At 58.7% G+C, this 14,028-nt stretch carries 19 protein-coding genes; 8 read left to right on the forward strand and 11 right to left on the reverse strand.

What is annotated here, in order from left to right:
- Positions 1 to 501: 501 nt before the first annotated feature.
- Positions 502 to 687: a hypothetical protein gene (locus tag GFM02_RS32080; protein WP_017959487.1), complete on the forward strand. Its 186-nt coding sequence runs from the start codon at positions 502 to 504 to the stop codon at positions 685 to 687.
- A 610-nt stretch (positions 688 to 1,297) separates the two neighbouring features.
- On the opposite strand, the gene GFM02_RS32085 is transcribed toward GFM02_RS32080, so the two are convergent.
- From GFM02_RS32085 to GFM02_RS32120, 8 genes are all read right to left on the reverse strand, one after another.
- Entirely contained in the window at positions 1,298 to 1,498 is a 201-nt protein-coding gene (locus GFM02_RS32085; protein WP_168304912.1) for a hypothetical protein, read from the reverse strand.
- A gap of 317 nt (positions 1,499 to 1,815) precedes the next feature.
- Complete coding sequence (locus GFM02_RS32090) at positions 1,816 to 1,998, reverse strand: DUF3606 domain-containing protein (RefSeq protein ID WP_168304913.1); 183 nt, start codon at positions 1,996 to 1,998, stop codon at positions 1,816 to 1,818.
- 128 nt (positions 1,999 to 2,126) lie between these two features.
- Positions 2,127 to 2,363, reverse strand: a complete 237-nt coding sequence (locus GFM02_RS32095) for a hypothetical protein (protein ID WP_017959490.1) — start codon at positions 2,361 to 2,363, stop codon at positions 2,127 to 2,129.
- Positions 2,364 to 2,570: 207 nt separating this feature from the next.
- Positions 2,571 to 3,014: a pyridoxamine 5'-phosphate oxidase family protein gene (locus tag GFM02_RS32100; RefSeq protein ID WP_168323925.1), complete on the reverse strand. Its 444-nt coding sequence runs from the start codon at positions 3,012 to 3,014 to the stop codon at positions 2,571 to 2,573.
- 61 nt (positions 3,015 to 3,075) lie between these two features.
- Entirely contained in the window at positions 3,076 to 3,222 is a 147-nt protein-coding gene (locus GFM02_RS32105) for a hypothetical protein (protein WP_017959492.1), read from the reverse strand.
- Between the two features lie 71 nt (positions 3,223 to 3,293).
- Positions 3,294 to 3,656 carry a hypothetical protein gene (locus GFM02_RS32110; protein ID WP_168323926.1) on the reverse strand — a complete coding sequence of 121 codons (363 nt, stop codon included), beginning with the start codon at positions 3,654 to 3,656 and terminating at the stop codon, positions 3,294 to 3,296.
- 70 nt (positions 3,657 to 3,726) lie between these two features.
- The gene (locus GFM02_RS32115; RefSeq protein WP_003546348.1) at positions 3,727 to 3,990 is read right to left on the reverse strand and encodes a DUF1488 domain-containing protein; all 264 of its coding nucleotides are present in this window, start codon (positions 3,988 to 3,990) and stop codon (positions 3,727 to 3,729) included.
- A gap of 140 nt (positions 3,991 to 4,130) precedes the next feature.
- On the reverse strand, positions 4,131 to 4,430 hold the full coding sequence (locus GFM02_RS32120; protein WP_168323927.1) for a hypothetical protein: 300 nt from the start codon (positions 4,428 to 4,430) through the stop codon (positions 4,131 to 4,133).
- A 189-nt stretch (positions 4,431 to 4,619) separates the two neighbouring features.
- Between GFM02_RS32120 and GFM02_RS32125 the strand changes: the two genes are divergently transcribed.
- Complete coding sequence (locus GFM02_RS32125; RefSeq protein WP_168272372.1) at positions 4,620 to 5,024, forward strand: hypothetical protein; 405 nt, start codon at positions 4,620 to 4,622, stop codon at positions 5,022 to 5,024.
- A gap of 71 nt (positions 5,025 to 5,095) precedes the next feature.
- Positions 5,096 to 5,461: a hypothetical protein gene (locus GFM02_RS32130; protein ID WP_168323964.1), complete on the forward strand. Its 366-nt coding sequence runs from the start codon at positions 5,096 to 5,098 to the stop codon at positions 5,459 to 5,461.
- Between the two features lie 139 nt (positions 5,462 to 5,600).
- Here GFM02_RS32130 and GFM02_RS32135 read toward each other — a convergent pair whose 3' ends face one another.
- Entirely contained in the window at positions 5,601 to 7,106 is a 1,506-nt protein-coding gene (locus tag GFM02_RS32135; RefSeq protein ID WP_168323928.1) for a Do family serine endopeptidase, read from the reverse strand.
- Between the two features lie 609 nt (positions 7,107 to 7,715).
- On the opposite strand from GFM02_RS32135, the gene GFM02_RS32140 reads away from it, so the two are divergent.
- The 3 genes from GFM02_RS32140 (at position 7,716) to GFM02_RS32150 (ending at position 10,199) form a co-directional block, all read left to right on the forward strand.
- A complete protein-coding gene (locus GFM02_RS32140) occupies positions 7,716 to 8,705 on the forward strand; it encodes a LacI family DNA-binding transcriptional regulator (protein ID WP_348644004.1) in 990 nt (329 codons plus the stop codon).
- Between the two features lie 37 nt (positions 8,706 to 8,742).
- The gene (locus GFM02_RS32145; protein WP_168323930.1) at positions 8,743 to 9,153 is read left to right on the forward strand and encodes a GNAT family N-acetyltransferase; all 411 of its coding nucleotides are present in this window, start codon (positions 8,743 to 8,745) and stop codon (positions 9,151 to 9,153) included.
- A gap of 125 nt (positions 9,154 to 9,278) precedes the next feature.
- Positions 9,279 to 10,199 (forward strand): LysR family transcriptional regulator, encoded by a 921-nt coding sequence (locus tag GFM02_RS32150; RefSeq protein ID WP_168323931.1) that lies wholly within the window; start codon positions 9,279 to 9,281, stop codon positions 10,197 to 10,199.
- On the opposite strand, the gene GFM02_RS32155 is transcribed toward GFM02_RS32150, so the two are convergent.
- Together GFM02_RS32155 and GFM02_RS32160 are read right to left on the reverse strand one after the other, a co-directional pair.
- The gene (locus tag GFM02_RS32155) at positions 10,200 to 11,153 is read right to left on the reverse strand and encodes an NmrA/HSCARG family protein (RefSeq protein ID WP_168323932.1); all 954 of its coding nucleotides are present in this window, start codon (positions 11,151 to 11,153) and stop codon (positions 10,200 to 10,202) included.
- Positions 11,154 to 11,422: 269 nt separating this feature from the next.
- Entirely contained in the window at positions 11,423 to 12,397 is a 975-nt protein-coding gene (locus GFM02_RS32160) for a quinone oxidoreductase family protein (protein ID WP_168323933.1), read from the reverse strand.
- A gap of 69 nt (positions 12,398 to 12,466) precedes the next feature.
- Between GFM02_RS32160 and GFM02_RS32165 the strand changes: the two genes are divergently transcribed.
- Both GFM02_RS32165 and GFM02_RS32170 read left to right on the forward strand, forming a co-directional pair.
- Positions 12,467 to 13,378, forward strand: coding sequence for a LysR family transcriptional regulator (locus GFM02_RS32165; protein WP_205930557.1), 912 nt, complete (start codon positions 12,467 to 12,469; stop codon positions 13,376 to 13,378).
- A 108-nt stretch (positions 13,379 to 13,486) separates the two neighbouring features.
- The gene (locus GFM02_RS32170; protein ID WP_020049046.1) at positions 13,487 to 14,026 is read left to right on the forward strand and encodes a hypothetical protein; all 540 of its coding nucleotides are present in this window, start codon (positions 13,487 to 13,489) and stop codon (positions 14,024 to 14,026) included.
- Positions 14,027 to 14,028 lie beyond the last annotated feature (2 nt).

The raw sequence follows: 14,028 nt of genomic DNA on the forward strand, positions 1-14,028 counted from the left end.
CGACGTGATGCGGTGCTGCGCAGCCGAAATGGCTCCGCACCGCAACCCGCCGCTACCGAACCAACAACAGCAACCAAAAACCGCTGGAGCGAACTCAAAACTGGATAAAACTTGGGGGCAAGGTCAATGAATATGCAAAGAGCCGTTCATTTGCGCGAGGCTTGGCATGCTGATGCTCCATTAAAGTTAGGCGGTTCGCCAAGCACAGCGCGGGTCAGGCCCCGTCGACCTCTCCATCTTCGTCGAGACTATGCGGGCCTTCAGTTCGCTGTTGCTGTTGCCGCTTTCGGCCAGAGCCGGGCCAAGGTTTTTCTCAGGCCATGCGCCCGGCCTTCCACGCTCGCCTCGGCGGGCCTTTTTGTTTTCAATCACAACCCTGGAACCGTCCCTCGGTGGTACTCCTGCTCGCCCCAAAAACGGCGCAAACCAACTCCTAAATTTTAGACATCCCTAACGAACAAAACGGCGGCCTGCTGGTTTTCCTCTCAGGAGGAAACAGACATGAAGAGCATGAGCAATCGCCAAGTTCGCATTCCCGGCCCACGAGAGCACGATGTTGCGGAGCATTGCCGCAAGTTTGGGATCGGCCCGGCAGAGGAGAAGAAGCTGAAGAAACTTCTCGGGCCGCGAGCGCCGCTCCATGAAATCCAGGCCAATGCTCCGCCGCGGCAGCCAAGGTGGCGTTAGTCCAAGCGCGAAGCGGTTTCCCCCGGGAATTGCATGAGACAAAAGGTCAGAGCGGTTCAGCTTCCATGAAAGCTGAACCGCTCTGAGTCGTGAAGGGGTCGCAAAAACCTGTCCATCTGATCGTTTCACGCCGCATTACGGCATTGATTCAAAGATTGAGCGAAACGGAGCAGCGCTGTGAATGTGGGTGAAAGAGGTTCTATTGCCAGGCCTTTCAATCATCGATCTTGTTTAAGATCTGGGCCGGCTGCCCGGCCAGCTCCACTCCGACTCGCTCAAAGCCCTGCTCCAGCGGGGTTTTTCGTTGGCGTTGTCGTGTGCCTATCGATCTTCACCCGGGCCGGAGTCTATTGGTGTGCCGGCCGCAATCGTGCCGGGGCAGGTGCCGATGGCCCTTCCGCGAATTTTTCGGGATCGTGGTGCCGTCGCTCTGCCGGGAACTTCCGGCAATATCAGGGGTTTTGCCGGCGGATCGCGCGGCAGGTCTCGTCTCCTGTACCACTGCTACCCCTGCAGTTGCTGCGCGGTCCACTGATGCAAGACGGAAGGCGTTTTGCTCTCGGTGATCGCCAGGGCGCAAAGCCGTACAGTTGCGCGCCCGCAAAGCGTATCAACGCCGTGGTTGCCGCGACAGCATGAGGATATAATCGTCGGCGATATCGGCAACCACCATGGCGGCTTCCGCGGCCGTGTATCCCTTGCCGATGGCGTCGCTGACGATCTTCATCACGGCAGGTTCAAGTGCTTCCCGGCAGTCGTACAGGCTTTCGACATGCGGGCATTTTGGACGAAATTCCAAGACGTTGTTCATCGCATACCCTCCATTTGATTTGAGCTCGGCCCCAGAATGGAAGCTGGCCTCTCCATGGGAAAGGCCAGGCTTGCGGTTCCGGCGAGCTGCTTCAGGAACCAGAAGTGTTGTCGTGAAGCTACGATGGCATAGAGGCTGATGTATTCAAGCGGATGCTGATGTTAAGGTAAGCCAGTAGGGTTAATTCGTCCACTGATGTTGCACTGTGGCATCGCAAGCAGATGCAAAGCCGGCAGTCGCGAATACAATGTCATCCAAACGTTGCTGCGGTATTGGGATGACGAACTGCATGAGCGCCTGCCAGACCATATTCTGCCCTAGACGCTGATACGCCGGCCGGCCTTGTCCGCCTCTTTGCGATTGGCGCCGTGTTTTTCGATGATGTCCTTGGCATCCTCGTTGGAAATGCGATGTTTCTTCGCGAAGTAGATGACGTCGTAGGGCCCGTCAGTCACGGCCGCTTTGGCAGGCTGGGCCTTTTTCGTTGTGTCATTGGTCATGATATTTCCTTTCAAGGCAATGTGGCGCCGGACATCAGGACATGTCAGCACCTATTCTCTCCGGAACGAGGATCGGAGAACCGGCACTCTCAAGCCGGCATCGGTCGAAGAATTGGCTTCGCGCCGTTTTATCGATGCGCTCGGGCCGTCATATGTTTTTCCCAGATCTGCGTTGCCTGCGCTGCCGTGCCGGTCTTGTGGAATCGCAGCAGGTGCAGTCCTTCGTTCCGTCGTTTTTCGTTAAAGGCGCTGTTTTCGTAGTCGGTGCCTTCGACAATGCTCTCACTTTGAAGAACGGCCTTCAATTCCTGCACGTAGTGCCCAGTGATGTTGAAAAGGGCTTCATTCTCAGGTGCGTCTGTCATCATTTTCCCTGTGGGTGGTCGTGTGGCATTGAACGCGATGCTGCTTCAGCAAGCCGCGTTGGTAAGATGCATCAAGCAATCCGCGCCCCTATGGGAAGGCTGGTATCGGACAGCGCTTAGCCGTGTCTGTTTGGAGTTCCATATATCGTGCAGCAAAGCCGCGCCGAGAATCGACGGTAGAGGCGCAGCAGGTCTGAAGGCGGCACCTTAAACCACTTGTCTCCCCGATACCATCTCAATCGAAATGCCGAAGAATATGGAGGGAGCAGGGCCGTCTTCGCTTTCCGAGTTTAAGGCAAGCGATCCGGGTTCCCACCAAAACGATTGCTTCTGCAGGAGAGACCAGGCGTGGAGGCGTTCGTCATGCCGGGCCGGCGTATCGGTCAGCTCATCATAGGTGCCCTGAACAAGCACGCTCTTCCACGTTCGGTTTTCGCCGAATTCTTCAACCTGAACACAGGCCGGTGAATGAGCCCGCAATAGGTCAATCTTCAGGCCCGGCATTGAAAATACGAAAAGCCGGGCTTTTTCATAGGCATACTGGATGGGAACGATATAGGGATATTTTTCGCCCAGGCATGCCAGATGGCCACGGGTGTGGCCTGCCAGAAAGGCGAGGCAATCTTGTTCACCCATTTCTCGCAGTTGCATCGCGCTATCCACTTCGTTTGATAGGCAGCGTCTTCGGCTCGCGGCAACAGTCTTTGCAGCGCTACCAGAACACATCGTTGAGAATGATATAGACGATAAAGGCCAGACAGATTGCTGGTGTCGATTTGACCAGAAAGTCGATGTACCGGAACCTGCCGATATGCTGGGCGAGGCGTTTCCACGAATGGATGTTGACCGTGGAAGACATGATGCCCTCCTTTGGTTGGGGCCGGATAACTCTGATTACCCCGGGAAGCAGCGCCCGTTCACAAGCTGCCACTACACCAGATATGGGCGCCAATCAGCTGCACTACAAGGCGTGGCGGATTGCCGGTCCGGCAGCGAGATCCCGCTGCTGTGCACGATCGCAAAGGGCGGCGCGGAGGTGCCAGGATTGCGGGGCACTTCCATACGCGATTGCGCTTCTACCTCAACCATTGCTTCGATCAGTTTCAGCCGATCGAGTTTCCGCCGTTGATCGTCGTAGAGCCTGCTGAGCAGCGCATAGGCCGGCCCGGAGGGTCTGCCTTTGCGCAATAGTTTCCTGATCACCATTTCCTGATCGGCAACGCGATGCGCCGCCTTCACGATATGGCGACGCGCCAGCTTCAGGTCTTTCGGGCGGTATCGTGTGGAAACCATATGCTTTGCTCCCCTGTCTCATCCGGCAGTAGCAGGATGACGGCCGTTTCGCTCGGTGTTCCCCCCGCGACTAGCGAAAATCCGCGGCCGTGAGCGTGAAGTTGTTTCCGCGTCGATGCTGATAGGCTCTCGATGCGGCCTCCTGAATGGAAGAACGCGCCGCATCAAAGGCATTGAGATAGGCGGCCTCGGAAGAGTTCTGGGTGATCGCGCTGCCGAGGGCTGCTTCTTCGACCAGAAACCGGACTTCGAACATGCCGTCATAGCCGGTGAAGCGGACGCCTTTTCTCGCTTCGTCGAAGCTGCGGCTTCTGTTGGGGAAAATAAGTGTCATTGCGGTTGTCCTTGGAAGTGGGCGCGGCCGACCTGCGGAACTCGGGCACCGGTGATGATGATGGATGCACGAGGGAGTGAGCAGCTTGATGCCAGATGGTTGGCCATCAGCCTGCCTGCATGTCCGGGCGTCGGCAGATCTCAATGGATGGTCTGCACGATGACCCGGTTTTCAAGCAAAGCTTCCGATGTCTTGATCAAGCGCATCGTACCCGTGATAACCTCATCGGAATAGAGCGAATCCGCACGGGAAATTTCGTCCGTCATATCGCGGAGAACTTTGTTGATCTCCAGCAGAGGCGGCACGAATTCCACCAATCCGGCGGCTGCCAGCCCGTGCGTCAGGCGCGCGACCGCCTCTCGCAAGTGATCGACCAGCGCACGCCTTTCCACCGGCAATGCCGACGGCTTTGTGAGGGTCGCTTCATCGTTGAACTGCATGATGCGAATCCTCCTATAGCTAAAATGGGTTCCGCCACGCCATTATCAATGGCCGCCGCGAATGAGGTTGCGGTCAGCCGGCAATAAGCGCAAGCTAATTTATCGGCGGGCACGATACGGGCACCGCTGCTTGGGGCGCGGCAGGAAATCTGCCGCCAGTCAACCCTAGCCCCAACGAAGGAGGACGCCATGTCTTCCACATCAGATCAGTTTTTCGATATCGCCAATTTGAGAATGCTCGATCGTATCCTGCGAAAGGCCGGCTTTCGCGGCGGCGAAACCCACGCGGCCGATGAGGGTGAGATCACCGCCACAAGTTTCCTCATCGGTTGTTTCCAGATGGGCATCGTCGATGAGGCCGCGTTGAGGTCGTCGCTGAAAATGTATCTCGCGACACAGTTGAGTTCAGGCCCACTTCCGCAAGCAATGGAAGACGCCTCCTTTGCCCGATGGCAGGATGACGGCGGTGCCCCGGTGAAAGCCCATCGGATCGCGCGGTATACGGCGTCCGGGCGTGCGGACGCACCGCTGCGGCCGCCGGCCTACCGCTTTCCCAAAACCAGGCTGCCTGAACGAGTATCCGAGATCCCGTGAACGGGCCTGCGGCGATGTCGCCGGCAACCCCGATCGATCGTCGTGATGACATGACGAACAAGGAAGAAGACATGTCTGGGATTCACGCCGATCAAAAGGAGAGGGCCAGGAAAAGCAAAATCATCGCTTTCTTGCGGAAAATCGCAACCTTAAGCCCGACTGCAGACGATCTCATAGCGCAGGCGCGTCAAGCGCGGTCATCGTCAGCGGAGGAGGGGATCGATAGTGCCGCCTATGGTCTGGCGCGTCCACACAAAGATCCGTTCGATAACGCGACGGCATTCAGTGCTTCCACCTATGACCATGACCTCCCGACGCGGCAGCAATTGGAGGCCGCGCAACGCAGCCACTCCGACGCGATAAAGCAGCAAGAGGCAAACCGCCAAACAGGCAAATTTCATAGGCGTGCAAAGCGGACGAAGCTGAAATCTCCCTGAGCAGGAGATAGAGGGGCGGACGGCGCCCTATAGATCTTTGCCGACTGAGCGGTGCTTGGCTTCTGGTGTCTCCGCTCCGTCCGTCGAAAAGCCCGCCTCAGGCAGGCTTTCCTGTTTTGCGGCAAAGCTCAGGCCACCGTCAGGCAGCCCCAAACGGCACGGCGACAAAAGTCTTGATGCCGTCGCGTTCGACGAGCAGCAGCACCGACTTGCGGCCGGCCTTACCGGCCTCAGTAATCGCAGTCTTGACGTCGCGGGCATTGTGGACCGGTCTGTCATTCACCGAGACGATGACATCGCCCGACTGGATGCCGGCGGCAGCCGCAGACTTGTCCGGGGCGACCTTGGCGACCACAGCACCGCTGATCGAGCGCGGCAGGTTGAGCTCTTGGCGCACGTCGGGCGTCAGATCGGCAAGGCCGATGCCGAGGCTCGGCTGGCCGGTGCTCTGGTCTTGGGCGTCCGGGTTCTCAGTCGCCGCCTGCTTCTGGCCTTCCTCATTGGTGCCGACGGTGACGTTGAGATCGATCGTCTTGCCGTCGCGCCAGACGCTGAGGGATTTTTTGGCACCCGGCGAAAGGTCGGCGACCAGGCGCGACAGGTCCTTCGGCGTCTTGACGCTCTCGCCGCCGACTGAGGTGACGATATCGCCGGGCTTCAGGCCGGCATGGGCGGCCGGCGTATCGGCAGTGACGGCGGCAACCAGCGCGCCGCCGGTCTTGTCGAGGCCGACGGCATCGGCGACATCCTTGGTGACCGGCTGGATCTGCACGCCGAGATAGCCGTGATCGATCGAGCCGTCCTTCTGCAGCTTGGCGACGATCGCCTTGGCCTCGTCGGAGGGAATGGCGAAACCGACACCGACGCTGCCGCCGTTCGGCGAATAGATAGCGGTGTTGATGCCGACGACATTGCCGTTGCGGTCGACCAGCGGACCGCCGGAATTGCCATGGTTGATCGGCGCGTCGATCTGGATGAAATCGTCATAGGGCCCGCTGTGCAGGTCGCGGCCGCGCGCCGAGACGATGCCTGCCGTCACCGTGGTGCCGATGCCGAAGGGATTGCCGATCGCCAGAATCTGGTCGCCGAGCTTCAGCCTGTCGGAATCGCCCCAGGCAATGGTTTGCAGCGGCTTGCCCGCCTCTATCTTCAACACGGCGACATCGGATTTCGGGTCGGTGCCGATCAGCTTGGCCGGCAGTTCCGTGCCGTCATCCAGCGTCACCTTGATGTCGACGGCATTGTCGATGACATGGTTGTTGGTGACGATCACCCCGTCGGGGCTGATGATGAAGCCGGAGCCGAGCGCCATCGCCTGCTGCGAAGGCCGCTTCTGCGGTGCCTGGCGCGGCAGCGGGATGCCCTGATCCTCGAAGAACTGGCGGAACTGCTCGTCCATCGGCGATTCCTGCTCTCCGGCGCTGACATCGGTCGCCTTCATTGTCGTGGTGATGGTGACGACGGCAGGCTTGTCGGCATCGACGATGGAGGCGAAGGAGCCGCTCGGCGCGAGAATGCCGCCGGTATCAGAGGGCGCGGCAACGGCGTTGGAGGCGTTGATGGCGAAGGGCAGGCAAGCTGCGCCGGCGATGATGGCTGCCCCGACAAGGGCTGCGGTGCGATGGTTGCGGAGGATGTGTGACACGGTGGTGATCCCTTGGGCGGTGGTCCCTTGCGAGAGCGTTGGCTTTGGATGGCGTCGTGGTTCCATGTCCTGGGACCTGGCGTCGGATGGCGTTTGGCGCCAATTCCTCTTGGGAACGCGCAGTCGTCGGGGCGGCGACGGGGGGAAGAGAAGAATTGGCGCTCGGGATTCATATGATCCCGCCCTGCGGATTTACAAATTAAAGTTTGATCATGTTTATATTGCCGATTTGTAAGATATGACTGGAATTTAATCTTCGCTGCCGATGCGCTCGGGCGACTGGTGCTCTCCGAAGATCCCGGCGCGACTTTCTCTCGCATCGTCTCCTCCACAATGTTTTCATTAGAAAATAAACGAACTTATTCGCGGGAAGCAGTGATCCGATTGCCGCATACGCCCGTAATTTGCCGAAAGACGATCCTGCTGCTGTTTCCGGAAATTATGGTCCCGGATCCTGTTGCGAATATAAAATGTTAGTAGACTCTAAATTATTTCTTCTTCAGAAAGTAAAGATCGCGAATCGAGAACTAGCGAGTCTCGCGGGCGACATACAATGGGGCGGTGAGGACGGCAGTGGAGCGGGGGCGGAAGGCCAGGCGCGGCGCGCATGTGAAGTTGAGCGATGTGGCGAAAAAGGTTGGGGTCAGCCCCATCACGATTTCGCGCGCGCTTCGCAATCCTGAAATCGTCTCGGAAGATTTGCGCGAGGTTATTCTGCGCACGGTAGACGAGATGGGGTATATCCCCAATCTTGCCGCCCGGGCGCTGGCCGGCCGCCACAACGGCACCGTCGGCGTCATCACGCCCGCTTTGCACCGGCCCGCCTTTGCGGGCCTGATGATCGGCATCGAGGATCGCTTGCGCGCTACCGAATTCGGTGTGCAATATTCCAACACGCTCCACCATGCCGATCGGGAGGCTGGCCAGCTGAAATCCTTCCTGATGCAGAAGCCGGCCGGCGTTATCATCGCCGGTGCCGAATCCTATCATGACCTTCTGCCGCTGATCGAAAATGCCGCCTGTCCGATCGCCCATATCACCGATCTCAGCCAGGAGCCGGAAAGGCTGGTCGTCGGCCTTGATCATCATGCGGCAGGTGCCGAACCCACCCGTTTCCTGCTGTCGAGGGGCTATGAGAGGATCGCCTTCATCGGCGGCAGCACGGATCTTCGCTCGCGCCGCCGCAGGGAGGGCTATGAAGCCGCGATGCGCGAAGCCGGCCGTTTCGATCCCGAACTTGCCATCGGCGCGGATGCGGCGGGCACCACCGGTCTCGGAAGGGAATTGTTGACCCGCCTGTTGCTGCGCGTTCCTGATGTCGATGCCGTCTTTGCCCAGAACGACGAACTGGCGCTCGGTGTGCTCATCGAATGCGGCGTGCGCGGCATCCGCGTGCCTGAGGATTTCGGCATCTGCGGCTTCAACGATCTGGAATTTTCGGCGTTCACCGAACCGTCGCTGACGACGGTGCACATACCGCGCTACGATATCGGTTACCGCGTCGCCGATATGCTGCTGCGCGCCGTCCGCGACGAGCCGCCCGGCGAAGACAAGGTCGATTGCGGCTTCTCCATCATCCCACGCGGCTCGACGCGGTAATTTGGTACGGTCTGCGACGATAAAGATGGAGCGAGCTTTGCTAAGAAGAGCGGTCATTTCAGACGTCCCTCGACTTAAGGCTATTCGGGCATCCGTCACTGAAAACGTCCTTGGCGATCCGTCCAATGTCCTCGATGTTCACTATGAATGGTTCGTCGCAAACCCCGGCATTTTCGCGTGGGAAGAGCAAAACGAAATTGTCGGCTTTTCTGCCGCTGATCCACGAGATGGCAGCATTTGGGCGCTTTTTGTTGTTCCCGGATTTGAAGGAAAAGGAATAGGTTCCGTTCTCTTCCGCGAAGCTTGCAACGTTTTGAAAGCCGCCGGTGTCCACCGTGCCTGGCTTACAACCGATCCAAACACGAAGGCGGAGCGGTTCTATCGGAACTCGGGATGGGAAGTGGCCGGGACGAAAGACAATGAGCTGCTCTTTGAGCGCACCCTCTGATCCATCCGTCGTGCGGGCCCCGCCCGCCTCGCCGGAATATGCCATCGAACTGCCGGCGCATGCTCGAACTAGGCATAGCCCAGATTATTCCCATACCGAGGGAATGACGATCACTGTGCTGAAAAATGGATAGGGTGGGACTGTCTCTCGACAGGATGCGTACCTTTGTTCGCGTCGCCGAACGCGGCAATCTGTCGATGGTCGCCAGAGAGCTGGGTATTGGTCAATCCACCGTGACGCGGCACCTCAATGAGCTTGAGGAGGCTGTCGGCGTGCCGCTACTCAGCCGAACCACGCGTCGCGTCACCCTGACCGATGAGGGCAGCCGCTATTATACCAACTGCCTGCAGATATTGCGCCTGGTCGAACAGGCTGCCGAAGAAGCAAGAGATGCCCGTCAGGCTCCCGCGGGCGCTGTTCGGCTTTCCTGTACGGCAGCGCTCGGTGTGATGCACATCACGCGCCTGCTCTTTGATTTCCAGGACAAGCATCCGGACATCCGGGTCGACCTCAACCTGACGGACGAGCGTATCGACCTGGTTCGCGAAGGCGTCGACGTCGCACTCCGTCTTGGGCCTCTCGCCGACAGTGCGATGAAACTTCATGCGCTCGGCGAAAGCCATCGGCTGTTGGTGGGCGCTCCGGCCTATTTGTCCGTCCACGGACGGCCGGAGCGCCCCGCCGATCTGTCACGCTACGAAACCGTCATAATGTCCAATGTGGCAGGCAGCGATCAGCTTGATCTTTCCTCTCCCGATGGCACAAGCCTGATGATCCCGGTGAGCGGCAAGCTGCGCGTCGATCACGGGCTTGCGGCGCGCAGAGCCCTTGCCGCCGGACGCGGCATTGGTCCCGCACACCTCTGGTTGGTTCACGATCTTCTGGACGACGGGCAGCTCGAGGTCTTGCTTGGCGACTATCGTCCTTTACCGGTTCCGGTGAGTTTGCTGATCGTTCCAGAGCGCGCCGCCATTGCCCGCGTTCGGCTTCTCGTCGACTTTCTTGTCGCCGAGGTTTCTAAATTGCCGGGAATCCGGCCGTCGTGATTAGAATCCGAAGGAGCGTTTATCGCCACGCCACCCCGTCTTCCGCAGATACTGCTCCCAGTTGAGCGTGGCGGGGTTCAGGCGACGGCTCCATTCAAGATCGTGCTCCTTGCCGAAATAGCCATATTCGACAGCATATTCCACCATCCCGAGAATCTCTCGAACGAGAAGTTCATTGGCGGCAAACTCTGGAAAATAGCGCAGCAGGCCATCCCTGGTGAAAGCGTTTCGATACTCGGCCTTGAGCCCGGTCACACGCTGAAAGGTTTCGACCATCTCCCGCGGAGAAATGATATCCCCGACGATCGGCAGCGTTTTCCCATTGTAACGCTCGGGGTTTGAGAAAATTTCGAGGACCACCGGCCCGGTTGCCGTCAGCGGATCGACAAAAGGCGCTCGGAAATCTTCGGGAAGATAAATCGGCAGCAGCAGCGTATCGCCCTCCATGCGCGGCACATAATATTCGAGAAGATTGGTGTAGAAGAACGCCAGCATGACGAAGGAATGAGAAATAGGCAGGCCGCGAATATGGTCGGCAACGCGCGCCTTGTCGGTAAAATGCGGCGCATACTTCGTCCCGCCGGTGATCTTGTCGACATTCTCGAGCGTGCTGAAAACAATATGCCCGACGCCGGCCTCCACGGCGGCATCCGCCAGTTGCTGCCCGAGAGGAGCCTCGATTGTCTCCGGCGGGGCGATCGGCGGCGTCATCAAAAATGCGCCGTCCGCGCCTTTGAATGCAGCAACGAGGTCCTTCCGAAGGCCAAGTTCCAGAGGGACGGTGACGATCTCAGCGCCGAGTTTCTCCAGGCGCAAAGCTTCAGGCGAATCCTTTTTCCGGGTGAAAGCTCGCACCCGGAAACGTTGGCTCTGAAGGAGTGCCGCGGCGACGCTGCGCCCTTGTTTGCTCGTTGCGCCGGCAATCGCGATCAGTGGCTTTTCATGTGCAGACATAGAGCTTTAAACCTTTCCCTGTCATTGACGCCGGCTACGGTGCCAGGCGTCGTTTTGCGGAGAGCGCTCGGCCTGTGCCGAGAGCCCACCTCGATGGCGGGCACCGTATCGCAACAGGTTCTATGGCTGTAGATCTCTGAAATACATAACATAATGCCATTTTTCGGATAAATGGCTGCCAGCCAGACGCGGACACAAATCGGTTCGCCTCTGGATCGGATGCGCCTAAAGCGGTCCATGGATTCTGCCGGCGCTCTTTCTCCGAGCAATCAAGGGATCAGCAGGATACTGCCCGCCGAGCGTCCGGATTCCATCTCTTCGTGCGCCTTCGCAACATCGGCCAAATGATATTCGGCGCCGATCTGCGAAACGATCCCTGTTTCCATCGCATCGACGGCAGCGAGAGCAGCCTCGCGATACTGTCCGATGTCAGCGCACCAGGCCATGATGCTCGGATGGCAGAGCGCCTTGCCCGGGCGAAGTTCCTCGACAGGTACCGGCGGAATAGCGCCGGCGGCCTGACCGATGGTGACAGCCATGCCGAATGGGCGGACAGAGCGTATGCTTTTGAGAAGCGTGTCGCCGCCGATCCCGTCATAGGCGACGTCGACGCCAAGCCCGTTCGTCAACCGCTTCACTTCCGCGACGATATCGGCGCCTCGTCCAACGATAAGGTGATCGGCTCCATAAGATGCGGCGAGTGCAGCCTTTTCGGAAGAGCCGGCCGTCCCGATCACCGTGGCATCGAGCGACCTGGCCCAACGAACGAGGATGCTCCCAAGCCCGCCCGCGGCCGCATGGATCAGAACCTGAGTGCCTGCACGCACATCATAGGTCTTTTTCAACAGCATATAGGCGGTCATGCCTTTGAGCAGCGAACTCGCTGCCGTTTTCGCCGAAACGGCATCCGGAAGCTTGATCGCCCTTTCGGCGGCAATATTCCTGGTGGAGCGATAGGCGCCAACCGGCGGCCCTCCATAGGCAACGCGGTCACCTTTTTGGAAGATGGAGACGCCAGGACCGACATCGTCGACGATGCCCGCCGCCTCGGCACCGATCACCGAGGGGTAGGAAGGCATGGGGTAGATGCCCTTTCGATGATAGACATCGAGAAAATTGGTTCCGATCGCCTCATGACGGATTTTTATCTCGCCATGACAGGGAGGTTCTGAATGGTGATGCTCCTCAACATGGAACTGGGTGACGTCACCTGGGGCATTCAGCCATACGATTTGGTCGGTCATCTCTCGTGCTCCTTCATGGGCACAAATTAGGCGATGGCATGATGTGTGAAAATTCCCTATTGTTTCACAATGATTGGGAGAGAATTAACAAAACTCGACTGGGACGACCTTCGGCATTTCCTGGCGCTCGCGCAGTCCGGAACGTTGCTTGGTGCAGCAAAGCAGCTCGGCGTCGAACACGCGACGATCAGTCGGCGCGTTTCGTCGCTTGAAGCCAGTCTCGGACGCAAGCTGGTCGACCGCCGCGGACGGCGCATCGTTTTGACCTCGGAGGGAGAGCAGGTTGCCAGGCACGCAGCTCTTGTCGCGGCGCAGACCGCGGCAATCGAGCAGCTTGGCCGCAGCAGCGCCACGGAATTGCGTGGCCATGTGAGGATCAGCGCGCCTCCCGCTCTCTCAAGCGTGCTGCTGGCAAAGCCGATTGCGGCAGTCAGGCGAAGCCATCCCGGTGTTGAGGTCACGCTCGTCGGAGAGAAACGCCTCGCCTCCCTGAACAGACGAGAGGCAGATATCGCCGTGCGCATGTCGCGTCCCGAGGACGGCGATTACGCCATCGTCAAGCTCGGCGAGACCAGCTTCCATCTCTACGCATCGAAGACCTATCTCGAAACGGTTCCACCGTCGGACTGGACCTTCATCGGTTACGACGAAACTATGAACACGTCACCGCAACAGCTGCGGCTGATGGAACTCGCCGCCGGCCGGCCGATCGCCGTGCGGTCGTCCGTTCTGGAGTTTCAGGCCGCAACCGCAAGTCTTGGCGCCGGTGTCGTCATGCTCCCCGATTTCGCCGTCCTGGAGTCCGGCGGTCTCCAGCGCATTGAGACCGAACATATTTTGACAAGAGAGATCTGGCTGGTTGTCCATTCGGATATCAAAGACGTCCCCTCCGTCCGCGTCGTCGTCGATGCGCTGAAAAACGCACTGGGGGAAGTAGTGCGCTCAGTTGGCGGGGAAGCAGTGAACTCGAAGCGGACATGACAATCCTCGAAGCTCCAGTTAGCGAGCATAAAGTCGCCCGATTCCTGGCGGGACGATCGGCGATCAGCCATTTAACCTGATCCAGAAGTGAGTAGAAGGAGGAATGAGATGCGCGAGATTGAGGGCATTGATAAAGCGATGGCCGTGTTGAAGCCTCACTGGGAAGAGATCGAAGATGACTTCCATCGGCACAACGCTCGCTTCCTCCAGTTAGCTTCAACGGACCACGATGCAATTGGCCGTGTGCTGCGGTCGCACTTGGTCGTCGAGAATTTTATGAACAGCTACCTCACTGAGTTCTTCGGTATCGAGGACTTCGACGAACTGCGGCTGACCTTTGCGCAGAAGGCTAAGATGCTTCCTGCAGGCAAGTCCAGCGCATCCTTCGTGCGACCAGGGATCATCCAGCTCAACAAGGTACGGAATAAATTCGGTCACCAACTGAACCATGCGGTCGAGTTCCAGGAGATCAACTCGATCATGCAGATCCTTGGAATCGCACGAAGCGAGACGAATTTCACCACTCCGATGGATGCGATAGAAGCCTTCGCCGCGATCGCCTGCGCCTTCCTATCTATCCCACCGAAGCATCTGCAGGGGGCTTTCATAGAAGCGTTCAAGCATGTCCATACCGAGATGCCAGATTGAAG

The organism is Rhizobium leguminosarum bv. viciae (assembly GCF_012276115.1).
Lineage (GTDB): Bacteria > Pseudomonadota > Alphaproteobacteria > Rhizobiales > Rhizobiaceae > Rhizobium > Rhizobium leguminosarum_T.

Coding starts and splice junctions, on each gene's coding strand:
- GFM02_RS32090 (WP_168304913.1), bottom strand. CDS start 1,998: ATGACCAATGACACAACGAAAAAGGCCCAGCCTGCCAAAGCGGCCGTG.
- GFM02_RS32165 (WP_205930557.1), top strand. CDS start 12,467: ATGATTGGGAGAGAATTAACAAAACTCGACTGGGACGACCTTCGGCAT.
- GFM02_RS32130 (WP_168323964.1), top strand. CDS start 5,096: ATGTCTGGGATTCACGCCGATCAAAAGGAGAGGGCCAGGAAAAGCAAA.
- GFM02_RS32160 (WP_168323933.1), bottom strand. CDS start 12,397: ATGACCGACCAAATCGTATGGCTGAATGCCCCAGGTGACGTCACCCAG.
- GFM02_RS32155 (WP_168323932.1), bottom strand. CDS start 11,153: ATGTCTGCACATGAAAAGCCACTGATCGCGATTGCCGGCGCAACGAGC.
- GFM02_RS32085 (WP_168304912.1), bottom strand. CDS start 1,498: ATGAACAACGTCTTGGAATTTCGTCCAAAATGCCCGCATGTCGAAAGC.
- GFM02_RS32115 (WP_003546348.1), bottom strand. CDS start 3,990: ATGACACTTATTTTCCCCAACAGAAGCCGCAGCTTCGACGAAGCGAGA.
- GFM02_RS32095 (WP_017959490.1), bottom strand. CDS start 2,363: ATGACAGACGCACCTGAGAATGAAGCCCTTTTCAACATCACTGGGCAC.
- GFM02_RS32080 (WP_017959487.1), top strand. CDS start 502: ATGAAGAGCATGAGCAATCGCCAAGTTCGCATTCCCGGCCCACGAGAG.
- GFM02_RS32110 (WP_168323926.1), bottom strand. CDS start 3,656: ATGGTTTCCACACGATACCGCCCGAAAGACCTGAAGCTGGCGCGTCGC.
- GFM02_RS32105 (WP_017959492.1), bottom strand. CDS start 3,222: ATGTCTTCCACGGTCAACATCCATTCGTGGAAACGCCTCGCCCAGCAT.
- GFM02_RS32125 (WP_168272372.1), top strand. CDS start 4,620: ATGTCTTCCACATCAGATCAGTTTTTCGATATCGCCAATTTGAGAATG.
- GFM02_RS32150 (WP_168323931.1), top strand. CDS start 9,279: ATGGATAGGGTGGGACTGTCTCTCGACAGGATGCGTACCTTTGTTCGC.
- GFM02_RS32120 (WP_168323927.1), bottom strand. CDS start 4,430: ATGCAGTTCAACGATGAAGCGACCCTCACAAAGCCGTCGGCATTGCCG.
- GFM02_RS32170 (WP_020049046.1), top strand. CDS start 13,487: ATGCGCGAGATTGAGGGCATTGATAAAGCGATGGCCGTGTTGAAGCCT.
- GFM02_RS32100 (WP_168323925.1), bottom strand. CDS start 3,014: ATGCAACTGCGAGAAATGGGTGAACAAGATTGCCTCGCCTTTCTGGCA.